We start from the raw sequence: 12,335 nt of genomic DNA on the forward strand, positions 1-12,335 counted from the left end.
GTTGGCTGCTCGATAGCGTGACCGTCAATGCTGGCCATCATCGGGGGAGCGCTCGCCGCCCGCCGGGCACAAGCCCTGGCGGTGCTCCTGCTCGCGGTGCTCGCCAGTGCCGCCGCCGCGGCCGCCCCCAGCTACGTGGCCGCGGCCGGGCGGGCCCTCGCCAGCGACGAGTTCTCCACCGCCGACCCGGACGAGCTACGGCTGCGGCTCGTCGACCCCACGGAATACCCGGGAATGCCGGGCAACCCGGCCAGAGGCGTGTTCGGCGTTCAGGTCGAGCGACTCGCGCCGGCCGGGTTCGCTGTCGTCCTCGGCGCGCAGAGCGGCGGCGTCGCCACCGGCCCGGCCGGGCGCATCACCTCCAACCTGATCTTCCGAACTGGCGTGTGCGAACGGGTCGCCGTCGTCGGCGCCTGCCCCCGGTCCACCGCCAAGGACCAGCTTCCCGAGGTGCTGGTCAGCACGAACACCGCTGCGCATCTGGGCGTGGCCGCCGGCGGCGAGTTCACCTTCGGCAAGGTGCCGGTGCGGGTGGCCGGCGTCTACCGCCCGCTGGACGCGACCGACCCGTTCTGGCTCGGCGGCGAATACCTTCGGCCACCCGCACCGGGCTCGGCGTCCGCGTCGGCCGTGGGCAGCGCAGCGGACGCCATCTTCACCGCCGAGTCCGCACCCCTGGCCGACGAACAAGCCATCCTGTATCGATCGACGGCCGACCTGTTCGTTACCGAACAGATGTTGTCCACCAGGTCGGCGCAGGACCTGCGGGCCACCGTCGCGGCGGTGACGCGCGACGGGAGCCGCGAGGGTTTCGGTGCCGGCACCGCACTGCCGCGCCTGCTCGATCGCATCACCCTGCAGCGTGAGCAGCTGGCCGCGGGGGTGACGCTGGGTGCCGGGCTGCTCGTCCTGCTCTGCTGGCTGGTGCTGTTCGTGGCGGTCAGCTCGGCGGCCGACGAGCGCCGACCGGAACAGGGCCTGCTTCTCCTGCGCGGGGTGCAGCGCCGACGGCTCTGGGCACTGGCGATCGGCGAGCACGCCGTGCCCGTGCTGGTCGCAATTCCCCTGGGCTGCCTGGGCGGCCTCGCCGCCGCCGACCTGCTCGCCGCGCAGACCCTGCCCGCCCGTGCCGATGTCATGGTGGACGCGACCGTGATCGGCTACGCCGCCGTCGGCGCCGCCGGCGCGCTCACCGCGGTGCTGCTGGCCCAGGTGCGGGCCCTGTCCGCACCGGTCGTCGACCTGCTGCGCCGGGTGCCGGCACGGATGCGGGGATGGCGGGCGACCGTCGGCGACATCGTCGCGGTGTCCATCGCGGTGGCCGCCGTGGTGCAGTTGCGCTCCGGCGGGTCGCCCTCGGGGTTGGCCCTGCTGGCACCGCTGGCCGGCGCGCTCGCCGCGGGCGTCCTGCTGGCGCGGGTCGCCATGATCGCCGGAGCGGCGGTGGGGGCGCGGCTGCTCGCCCGGGGCCGGACGACCATCGGCCTCGCCCTGGTCCAGGTGGCCCGCCAGCCACGCTTCCGGCCACTGATCGCGCTGCTCACCGTGGTTGTGGCGATGCTCGCCTTCACCGCCGCGACGAGCGAGGTCGCGTCGGCCGCCTACGCGGATCGGGCCACCGTCGAGGTCGGGGCACCCCGCGTGGTCGGCGTCGACGCGATGTCGCACCGGCACCTGCTGGAGTCCGTCCGGGCCGCCGACCCCGAGGGTCGCTTCGCGATGGCCGCGACGGTGAAGGATGTGGCCACCGGAGCCGGCACATCGGTGCTCGCCGTGGACTCCGACCGCCTGGCGATGGTGGCCGCGCCACACCCGTCGTACGGCGTGGCCCTGGCGGACGTCGCGCGAGAGCTCCGCCCGGATCCGCCGGGAGCACCGATCCTGCTGCGGGGGCGTCAGCTCACCGTGGCCCTGTCCGCGAGCTACGACGAGGAGGCCTTCGGCGGCAACCGTGTCCGCCTCTTCGTCTCGGTCGCCAGCAGGGCCGGCACCCGCCGGATCACCGCCCACAAGGACATCAAACCCGACCTGCGGGAATACCGCGTGGAGGTGCCCGAGTGCGCGCAGGAATGCCGGTTGGTCAACCTCGAGATCGTCGCTCCGGTCACCCCCGGCCCGTTGACGGTTCGCTTCGAGGAGTTGCGCACCGGTGACAGCGACGCCGAGCGGCTGACCGGTGCGGAGTTGACCGATGTTCGGCGGTGGCGGCAGTCAGACCCGATGGACACGGTGCTCACCACCACGAGTGGCCCGGATGCCGCTCTGGTTTTCGACGTGGCGGAGGGCCGACGGTCCCGGTCGCTGGGCATCGCCGTCGTCGATGCGCCGTTCCCGTTACCCGGTTGGTCGACTCGGTCCAAGGCGACGCCCGTGCACGGGATTCATCCGTACGAGGGGATCGACGGCTCGGTGACCCAGGCGTTGATCGAGGGCCTGGCGGACGGGCTGCCCCGACTCGGGCCATCCGGCATGATCGTCGACCTGGAGTACGCCGACCGGCTCGCCGTCGCCGGCCAGACCGGTGTCAAGGAGGTCTGGATGACGCCGACCGCGCCGCCGGACATCCTCGATCGGCTGCGGGCCCAGGGCCTGGTCGTCAAGTACGACCGGACGATCACCGGCGTGAGCCAGGACTTCGACCGGCAGGGTGCGGCGCTGGCGTTGCGATTCAACCTGTTCGCCGCGCTGGCCGGGGTCCTCATCGGAGCGGCCGGCCTGATCGCGGCGGCGGCGGCCGATCAACGCAACCGGGTCGCGATGCTGGTGGCGCTCCGACGGCAGGGGCTGCGCGCACGAGCCGTCCGCGGCGGCTACGGGTGGCCGGTCGCGGTCGCCACCGTGTCGGCCGGTCTGGCGACCCTGGTGATCTGGCTCCTCACCCGCGGTGGGCAACGCCTGTTCAGTGACGGCCGGTCGCCGGTCCCGTTGCCCGACTGGCCGGACGTCGGCCGACTGCTGTTGTTCGCGGCGCCCACGGTCGCGCTCTTCGCCGTCACCGCGGCGGTGCTCGGCCGGTTCGTCGCCGCCTCGGTTCGTCGCCGGACCGGCCGATGACCGCCGCACCGCCCGCGGAGGGCGTACCGGTCACCTGCCACCGGCTGATCCACATCTACTCGACCGGGACCGGGGACGTGGTCGCGCTCTCCGGGGTGGACCTGCAGATCGCCGCCGGCGAGATGCTCGCGCTGGTCGGGCCGTCCGGCTCCGGCAAGTCCACCCTGGTCTCCATCCTCGGCGGGCTCATGCGGCCCAGCGCCGGCCGGGTGTACGTGGGCGAGCACGACCTGTCCCGGCTCTCCCCCGCCGAGCTGGCCGCCCTGCGCGGGCCCACGGTCGGCACGGTGCTCCAGGGCGCCGAGCGCAACCTGCTGCCGTACGTGTCGCTGTCGCGCAACATCTGGTTGGCCCAGCGGCCGGCGGCGCGGCTCGCCGGGCGTCGGCTGGATCCCCCGGAGGCGATCCTGGAACTGGTCGGTCTCGCCGGCGCCGGCGCGCGCCGCTCCGGCGACCTGACCCCGGGGGAGCGTCAGCGGGCCGCGCTGGCGCAGGGGCTCGCCGCCGGGCCCGGCCTGCTCCTGGTCGATGAGCCGACCAGTCAGCTCGACGGCGCCGGGCGCGACGAGGTGCTCTCCGCGCTGGCCACCATCAACTCCGAACGGGGGACGACGGTGGTCGTGGTGACCCACGACGGTGACGTCGGCGCCCAGTTGGGCCGAGCCGTCACCATCCGGGACGGTCGGGTGGGCGCCGAGGGCCGCAACGGCCGGGACTTCGCCGTGGTGGCCGGGGACGGCACGATCCAGCTGCCCCCGGAGACGTTCGCGGCCTTCCCGGCCGGGACGCTCTTCGAGGTCGACCACACCGACGAGTCGATCACCCTGCACGCCACGGTGCACCCGTCGACGCCCCGCAACGACGAGGTGGCGAGGGGCAGCGGCCTCACGTGAGCGGGGACGGGGATTCGGCGCCGGGCAGCACCAGTTTCGGCGTACCGGACCCGTCGGCCGGGACGGTCCAGACATCGGGCCGGCCGTCGCTCTGGCGCAGCGTGTAGGCCAGCGTGCCGGCGTCCAGCCAGGCCGCCTGGTCGTCGACGCTGGCCGTCTCCGCCGTCGCGGTCACCCGCATGGTCGCCAGGTCGAGGACCGACAGCCGCCAGCCCTTCGCCGGGTCGGCGTCGATGGCCTGCTTGAAGGCGATCCGCGTGCCGTCCGGCGACAGCGACGGACATTCGACGTTCTCCTTCACCGTCTCCACCCGGCGGGCGGCGACGTCACCCCGCACGAGGTACCGCTTTCCGCCCGTGGACATGGTCGCGTAGAAGACGTTGTCGTCGGCGGTGAAGGTGACGCCCCAGTAGTTGATGTCGGGGTTGCGGTGGGGGCGGCCGTCCCGGGTGACGGCGAACTCCTCGAGTGACAGCACGGCCGCGCCGGTGGTGGTGTCGAGGATTCCGGTGCGCGTGGAGAACCCGCTGGTGGTGTAGGAGTCGCCGCCGACGAACGTGGTCCAGGAGACCATCCGGCCGGAGGACGAGACCCGGGCCCGGTTGGGCAGGCCCGGCACGGGCAGAGACCGCGTCGGTCGCAGCGCGGCGTCGAGGACGACGACCTGGTACGTCCAGGGTGTCTCCGGCTTCAGGCAGACGCCCGTGCCGGCCGCCGCGTACACCCGAAGGCATTCCAGGCCGGACACGGTACGCGGCCCGGCGGGGTCGGCCGCGGCGACGGACGAGACGTGCCGGTCGGTGATCGCCAGCAGGCGCGGCCCGGGCGTCAGGGTGACCGCCTGGTCCGTGCCGGCGGCGGGCGACGGGGTGCGGTCCCGTTGCGCGGCCGTGGCGGTGTAGGCGGCCGCCACGCTGCCCAGCAGCACCGCCGAGACGGCCACCACGGCGAGCTTCGTTCGGGTCGACATCGCGGTCATCGGGGCACCTTCCGGGTGAACAGGCGGGACGGGGAGGCCAGCAGGAGCACCGTGGCGACGAGAACGACGGCGACGGCGAGCGCCGCGAGCCGGATCGCGGCCTCCGGTCCCCACGCCTGCCAGGTGAGACCGAACAGGACCGAGGAGACGAGGTACGCCAGCGCCTGGCCGGTCTGCACGAGCGCGATCCCGGTGGTCCGCAGCCGCGGTGGGAGCACCGGCCCGGCGAGCGCGACGAGCACGCCGTCGGTGGCCGCGTAGAACGTGCCGTACAGCGCCAGCGTCAGCGCGAGCACCGGCCAGCCGTGGACCGGGCCGGCGAGCAGCAGATACGTCGCGCCGAGGGCCGCGTAGCCACCCACCACCACCGGCAGCCGGCCGATCCGGTCGGCGAGCACACCGAGGGGAGCGGCGAGGACCAGGTAGGCCAGGCTGGTGCCCACCGCGAGCAGCGGGAACCACCGCAGGCCGAGGTCCTCGCGGCGCTGAAGCAGCAGGTAGACGAAGCCGTCGCCGATCGTGGCCAGCCCGAGCAGCGCCGCCGCCAGCAGCAGGCGGCGGGCGGGGCGGCTGCGCAGCAGGCCGAGCGCCTCACGTACGGAGACCTTCGGGTCGTCCGGGCCGGCCGTCGCCGCGCCGGGCGGGCGTTCCCGGACGAAGAGCACGAGCACGACGACCGCCAGTGCGGCGACGCAGAAGCTGGTGACGAAAACCGCGTCGTACGACTGCCCGACGGCCAGCAGGACCGCGAACGCGGCCAGTGGCCCGAGGAACGCGCCGACGCTGTCCATCGCCCGGTGCACACCGAACGCACGACCCAGCGCCTCGGGTGGCGTGGAGAGCGTGATCAGCGCGTCGCGCGGCGCGCTGCGCAGACCCTTGCCGAGCCGGTCGACGGCGATGACGGCGCCGATGGCCGGCACCGACCGGCCGGCGAGCAGCAGGCCGAGCTTGGCGACCGCCGAGAGCGCGTAGCCGACGCCGGCCACCAGCTTGCGCCGACGGAACCGATCGGCGGCGAAGCCACCGACGACCCGCAGGAGGGCGCTCGCGCCGGTGTGGACGCCGTCGAGCACGCCGAAGGCCAGTGGGCTGAGTTGCAGACCCAGCACCAGGTAGAGCGGCAGGACGGCGGTCACCATCTCGGCGGAGACATCGGTGATCAGGCTGACCGTGCCCAGTGCGACGACGTTGCCGCTGATCAGGGCCAGCCCGCGGCGGGGCCGGCCGGAGTCGGGCGGGTCGGCGTCCGGCCGGGAGACGGTCGACAGGTACACGAGCATCTCCTCGAATCGGTGGGCTGACGGTCAGCCATCCTGCGGAACGAATCGGACCGGAGACAAGGGACCGACGGTGGCGAACAGACACGCGGTGGGTGAACTCGGGGAGAACATCGAAATGTTTCGCTGCACGAGCGTACTGTTCATCTGGCCGTAGTCCGCCGGTTCGGCGACCTTCCTACGTTCCTTGCGCCTGACACACGCAGAGAAGGGGTCCTGGATGGACATTCGATTGCCTCGCCCGTCGGTGACGCTGGGGGCGGTCGCGGTGCTCGTCGCCGCCACCGCCGCCGTCGTCGTGACCGGCGCAGGAGCGGCCTCGGCGGCGACCGTGACCTTCACGCCGGTCGCCGACACCTACGTCCAGAGCGACACGGCGTCCACCAACTACGGCACGTCCACGCAGATCGTCGTCGACAACTCCCCTGTCCGGCGGTCGTTCCTGCGCTTCACCGTGAGCGGCGTCAGCGGCACGGTGACCACGGCCAAGCTGCGGCTGCGCACCATCAGCGGCAACAGTGGCAGCGACTCCGGTGGCACGTTCCGGAAGATGTCGAACACGAGCTGGTCGGAGACCGGCACCACGTGGAGCAACCAGCCGGCCGTCGACGGCGCCACGCTCGGCTCGATCGGGGCGGTCGCCGGCAACACCTGGTACGAACTGGACGTCCGGGCCGCGGTCACCGGCAACGGCACGTACAGCTTCGGGGTGACCTCCGCCAGTGGCGACGGCGCCTACTACGACTCGCGGGAGAGCGGAGCCGACGCCCCGCAGCTGGTGATCACGACCGGGACCACGCCGCCGCCCTCCGGCGACCCGGTGCTGGTGGGCGCCGGTGACATCGCCAACTCCGGCTCCGGCGACACCGCCACGGCGGCGCTGCTCGACGGCATCCCCGGCACGGTCTTCACCACCGGCGACAACGTCTACAGCAACGGCACCGCGGCCGAGTTCAGCAGCTACTACGCCCCCACCTGGGGCCGGCACAAGGCGCGTACCCGCCCGTCGCCGGGCAACCACGACTACAACACCTCGGGCGCCACCCCCTACTACAACTACTTCGGTACGCAGGCCGGCCCGAGCGGCCGCGGCTACTACTCCTACGACCTCGGCAACTGGCACGTCGTGTCGCTGAACTCGAACATCAGCATGTCGGCCGGCTCCGCCCAGGAGCAGTGGCTGCGCTCCGACCTGGCCGCCAGCAGCAAGCCGTGCACGCTGGCCTACTGGCACCACCCGCTGTTCACGTCGAGCTCCAACCACGCCCCGTCGACGTCGACGCGTCCGCTGTACCAGGCGCTCTACGACTACAACGCGGACGTGGTCGTCTGGGGGCACAACCACGTGTACGAGCGGTTCGGCCCGATGAACCCGACCGGTGGCTACGACGCCAGCCGGGGCATGCGCAGCTTCGTCGCCGGGATGGGCGGTGCGGACCACTACGGCTTCGGCACCATCCAGCCCAACAGCGAGGCTCGCAACAGTTCGGCGTTCGGGGTCCTGAAGTTCACCCTGCACGCCGGCAGCTACGACTGGCAGTTCGTGCCGGTCGCCGGGCAGACCTACAACGACAGCGGCACCGGCACCTGCCACTGATCCGTCGATCCCGCTGCGCTGTCCGCGGCGCAGCGGGATCGCCGTCCCCCGGGCCCCCCGGAGGACGCGGCGTCAGCGGGTACCGGCGGCGCGTCGCTTGTTGTAGACGTCGAAGGCCACGGCGACGAGCAAAACGAGCCCCTTCACCACCGACTGGGTCGACTGGTCGACACCCATCAGCTGCATGCCGTTGCTCATCACCGCCATGATCAGACCACCGACCATCGCGCCCACCACGGTGCCGACGCCGCCGGTGACCGCCGCGCCGCCGATGAAGGCGGCGGCGATCGCGTCCAGCTCGAACATGTTGCCGGCGGCGGGCTGGGCGCCGTTGGACCGCGACGAGTAGATGACGCCGGCGACCGCCGCCAGGAAGCCCATGTTGACGAACATCCAGAAGTTGACGGTGCGGACCTTCACCCCGGACAGCGCCGCGGCCGAGAGGTTGCCGCCGATCGCGTAGACCTGACGGCCGAAGACGGTACGGCGGGTCAGCAGCCCGTAGACCAGGACGAGGACCGCCAGGACGATCAGCACGATCGGAAGGCCACGGGCGTGCGCCAACTGCCAGGCGAAGTACATGATGACCGCGCCGACCGCGACCACCCGGGCGACGAACAGCGGGAACGACTCGACCGGCTGCTGGTAGCGGATGCGCGCGACGCGGGTGCGGAAACCGCTCACCGCGTACCCGGCTACGGCGACGGCGCCGATCAGCAGCGTGAAGGCGTCGAAGCCCTGCCCGCCGAGCAGTCCGTTGAGGAACCCCGCCGCGACGCGCTGATACTCGGCCGGGAACGGCGACAGCGAGATGTTGTCGAGCACCCGCAGGGTGAGACCACGGAACAGCAGCATTCCGGCCAGGGTCACGATGAAGGCCGGAATGCCGGCGTACGCCACCCAGAAGCCGTGCCAGGCGCCCACCGCGACGCCGACGACGAGCGCGGCCAGGACGCCGACCCACCACGGGTAACCCTGCTGGATCACCAGGACCGCGGAGACGGCTCCGGTCAGCGCGACCACGGACCCCACCGACAGGTCGATGTGCCCGCCGATGATGAGGATGACCATCCCGATCGCGAGCACCAGGATGTACGAGTACTGCAGGACGATGTTGGTGATGTTCCCGGGGCTCAGCGACACCCCGTCGGTCAGGATCGCGAAGAGCGCGACGATAACGACCAGGGCGACGTAGATCCCGCTCTGCCGCAGGTTGTTCAGCACCAGGGCCCGCAGGTCGCTCGTCCCGGTGTGCAGGGCGGCGGCCGGGGCGCTGTCCGGGGGCGTCGGGCGCTCCGTCGACGGGGTCTTGATGCTGGTCATCCGACGAGCTCCTTGTCCTTGGTCATCAGCTCCATGAGGCTCTCCTGGGTCGCCTCGCCGACCGGCTTCTCACCGGTGATCCGGCCGACGGCGAGGGTGTAGATGCGGTCACACATCCCGAGCAGCTCCGGCAGCTCGGAGGAGATGATGATCACCGCCTTACCCTCGGCCACGAGCCGGTTGATGATCGTGTAAATCTCGTACTTGGCCCCGACGTCGATACCGCGCGTCGGTTCGTCCAGGATCAGCACGTCGGGGTCGGTGAAGAGCCACTTCGACAGGACGACCTTCTGCTGGTTGCCGCCGGAGAGCTTGCCGACCACCGCCATGACGCTGGGCGCCTTGATGTTCATCTCCCGCCGGCTCGCCTCGGCGACCTTGATCTCCTCGTTGCCGTTCACCCAGCCCAGCCGGGCCAGTCGGGCCAACGCGGCGGCGGAGACGTTGCGGCGGACGTCGTCGATGAGGTTCAGGCCGAACCGCTTGCGGTCCTCGGTGACGTAGGCGATGCCGTTGTCGATCGCCTCCGCGACGGTACGGGCCTTCACCTCCCGCCCGTGCACGAACAGCCGGCCGCTGATGTCCCGGCCGTACGACCGGCCGAACACGCTCATCGCCAGCTCGGTGCGTCCGGCACCCATCAGCCCCGCGATGCCGACGACCTCGCCGGCCCGCACGGACAGGCCGACGCCCTCGACGACCAGCCGGTCCTGGGTCGGGTGCCGCACCGACCAGTCCTCGATCCGGAGCACCTCCTCACCCGGGGACGACACCCGGTCGGGGTAGAAGCTGTCCAGGTCGCGCCCGACCATGCCCCGGATGATCCGCTGCTGGCTCACGTCCTCGGCCCGCATGTCGAGGGTCTCCACGGCGCGCCCGTCCCGGATGACCGTGGTCGAGTCGGCGATCGCGGTGATCTCGTTGAGCTTGTGGGAGATCATGATGCAGGTGATCCCCTGCTCCTTGAGCTGGCGCAACAGGTCGAGCAGGTGCGCCGAGTCGACATCGTTGAGGGCGGCGGTCGGCTCGTCCAGGATCAGCAGGCGCACCTTCTTCGACAGCGCCTTCGCGATCTCCACGAGCTGTTGCTTGCCCACGCCGAGCTGGATGACGGGGGTGACCGGGTTCTCGTGCAACCCGACGGACGCCAGCAGCTCCGCCGCGTCGGCGTTGGCCCGGTTCCAGTCGATGAGCCCGCTGCGACCCCGCCGTTCGTTGCCGAGGAAGATATTCTCGGCGATCGACAGGTACGGCACCAGGGCCAGCTCCTGGTGGATGATGACAATGCCGTTGGCTTCGCTGTCGCGGATGCCACGGAACTGCATCGGCTTGCCGTCGAACAGGATCTCGCCGTCGTACGAGCCGGCCGGGTGGACGCCGGACAGCACCTTCATCAGGGTGGACTTGCCGGCGCCGTTCTCACCGCAGATGGCGTGGATCTCCCCCCGGCGTACCGAGAGGGTGACGTCCTCCAGCGCGGTCACCCCGGGGAAGGTCTTCGTGATGCGGCGCATCTCGAGGATGGTGTCGTCCATGGTCACTGTCCTCTGTCAGGTTGGACGCGGTACGCCACGGCGTCGGGCCCGGCGGTGACCGCCGAGCCCGACGACGGCTTACTTCTTGGCCTGACCGGCGGCGACCTCTTCCGCCGTCCAGTAGCCGGAGTCGATCAGCGTAGCCTTGATGTCGTCCTTGTAGACGGTCGCGATCGGCAGCAGGTACGCCGGGACGACCTTGACGCCGTTGTTGTACGTCTGCGTGTCGTTGGCCTGCGGCTGCTTCTTCTGCAGGAACGCCTCGGCGGCGTTCACGGCCTGCTCGGCGAGCAGACGGGTGTCCTTGAAGACGGTGGAGCTCTGCACGCCGTCGTTGATCAGCTTGATCGAGGCGATCTCGGCGTCCTGACCGGTCACCACGGGGATCTTCTTGGCCGCGGTGCCGTAGCCGGCGTTCTGCAGAGCGGTGATGATGCCGCGCGAGATGCCGTCGTACGGCGACAGGACCCCGTCGACCTTGGCGCCGTCGTTGTAGCTGGAGGTGAGCAGGTCCTCCATCCGCTTCTGCGCGGTCTCCTGCTGCCACCGCAGGATGGCCACCTGCTCGATGGTGGTCTGACGCGACTTCACCCGCAGGGTGCCGGCGTCGACGAACGGCTTGAGCGTGTCCATCGCCCCGCCGAAGAAGTACTGGGTGTTGTTGTCGTCGAGCGAGCCGGCGAACAGTTCGACGTTGAACGGGCCCTTCGCGGTGCCCTTCGAGCCGTCCTTGTTCTGCAGGCCGAGGCCGACCAGCAGCGCGGTGGCCTGGGCGACGCCGACCTTGTAGTTGTCGAAGCTGACGTAGAAGTCGACGTTCTTGCTGCCGCGGATCAGCCGGTCGTACGCGATCACCGGGATCTTCGCGTCGGCGGCGGCCTGCAACTGGCCGCTGAGGGCCGTACCGTCGATCGCCGCGAGGACCAGGACGTCCGCGCCCTGGGTGATCATCTGATCGACCTGCTGCGACTGGGTGGGGATGTCGTCGCCCGCGTACTGGAGGTCGACCTTGTAGCCCTTGGCCTCCAGCTTCTGCTTCACCGCGTTGCCGTCGGCGATCCAGCGCTCGGAGGTCTGCGTCGGCATCGAGACGCCGATGGTCAGGTCCCCGGGCTTCTCCCCGCTGGTGTCACCGCCGCTGCCAGCACCCTCGCCACTGCACGCCGCCAGGCTCAGCGCCAGCACCGCGCCGCCGAGAGCAACCAGGAACTTCCTGCCCACGGGCCTCTCCTCTCTGGACTCCCCGCCGACCGCCGGGGCCACCTGTCATCTTCCCGGGTAGTGTTAGCGCTCACATATCGCACGTCAACACTTAATCGGAAATACCGGTGTCACGGTCTCGTAACGGGGACGGCCCGCAACTCGCCGGCGCGGCCTGCAACTGCCGGGACAGCCTGCGACCGCCGGGGCGACCTGGGACGGGGCCTCCGCTGATCTGTCCCGAATGGACGGTGCGACTGCCGGGGCGCCCTGCGACTGCCGGAGTGACCTACGTCTGTCGGCGCGGCCCTCGACTGGCCTGCACGGACGGCGACTGGCCGGCCCGGACGGCGACTGGCCGGCCCGGACGGCGACTGGCCGGCCCGGACGGCGACTGGCCGGCCCGGACGGCGACTGGCCGGCCCGGACGGCGACTGGCCGGCCCGGACGGCGACTGGCCGGGCCGGCCGGGGA

8 protein-coding genes are annotated in these 12,335 nt (G+C 71.4%); 3 read left to right on the top strand and 5 right to left on the bottom strand.

Going from position 1 to position 12,335, the window contains the following annotated elements; translation table 11 throughout:
- Positions 1–27: 27 nt before the first annotated feature.
- Positions 28–3,054 carry an FtsX-like permease family protein gene (locus tag EAD98_RS21110; protein ID WP_121655772.1) on the top strand — a complete coding sequence of 1,009 codons (3,027 nt, stop codon included), beginning with the start codon at positions 28–30 and terminating at the stop codon, positions 3,052–3,054.
- Positions 3,051–3,947 (top strand): ABC transporter ATP-binding protein, encoded by an 897-nt coding sequence (locus tag EAD98_RS21115; RefSeq protein WP_121655773.1) that lies wholly within the window; start codon positions 3,051–3,053, stop codon positions 3,945–3,947. Before EAD98_RS21110 ends, EAD98_RS21115 begins: the two co-directional genes overlap by 4 nt.
- Here the strand turns inward: EAD98_RS21115 and EAD98_RS21120 are convergent.
- Both EAD98_RS21120 and EAD98_RS21125 read right to left on the bottom strand, forming a co-directional pair.
- Positions 3,940–4,926 (bottom strand): PD40 domain-containing protein, encoded by a 987-nt coding sequence (locus tag EAD98_RS21120; protein ID WP_121655774.1) that lies wholly within the window; start codon positions 4,924–4,926, stop codon positions 3,940–3,942. The two genes, EAD98_RS21115 and EAD98_RS21120, sit on opposite strands and share 8 nt — an antisense overlap.
- Positions 4,923–6,203, bottom strand: coding sequence for an MFS transporter (locus EAD98_RS21125; protein ID WP_233583910.1), 1,281 nt, complete (start codon positions 6,201–6,203; stop codon positions 4,923–4,925). Before EAD98_RS21125 ends, EAD98_RS21120 begins: the two co-directional genes overlap by 4 nt.
- Before the next feature lie 223 nt (positions 6,204–6,426).
- Here EAD98_RS21125 and EAD98_RS21130 point away from each other — a divergent pair, with 223 nt between their 5' ends.
- On the top strand, positions 6,427–7,803 hold the full coding sequence (locus EAD98_RS21130; protein WP_121655776.1) for a DNRLRE domain-containing protein: 1,377 nt from the start codon (positions 6,427–6,429) through the stop codon (positions 7,801–7,803).
- Positions 7,804–7,875: 72 nt separating this feature from the next.
- Here EAD98_RS21130 and mmsB read toward each other — a convergent pair whose 3' ends face one another.
- The 3 genes from mmsB to chvE all read right to left on the bottom strand — a co-directional run bounded on the left by mmsB (position 7,876) and on the right by chvE (position 11,882).
- Positions 7,876–9,126, bottom strand: a complete 1,251-nt coding sequence (gene mmsB, locus EAD98_RS21135) for a multiple monosaccharide ABC transporter permease (RefSeq protein ID WP_121655777.1) — start codon at positions 9,124–9,126, stop codon at positions 7,876–7,878.
- On the bottom strand, positions 9,123–10,661 hold the full coding sequence (gene mmsA / locus EAD98_RS21140; protein WP_121655778.1) for a multiple monosaccharide ABC transporter ATP-binding protein: 1,539 nt from the start codon (positions 10,659–10,661) through the stop codon (positions 9,123–9,125). Before mmsA ends, mmsB begins: the two co-directional genes overlap by 4 nt.
- 78 nt (positions 10,662–10,739) lie before the next feature.
- Positions 10,740–11,882, bottom strand: a complete 1,143-nt coding sequence (gene chvE, locus EAD98_RS21145) for a multiple monosaccharide ABC transporter substrate-binding protein (protein WP_121655779.1) — start codon at positions 11,880–11,882, stop codon at positions 10,740–10,742.
- Between the last annotated feature and the right edge of the window lie 453 nt (positions 11,883–12,335).

This window comes from Micromonospora sp. CV4, assembly GCF_003667455.1.
Classification (GTDB): Bacteria; Actinomycetota; Actinomycetes; order Mycobacteriales; family Micromonosporaceae; genus Micromonospora.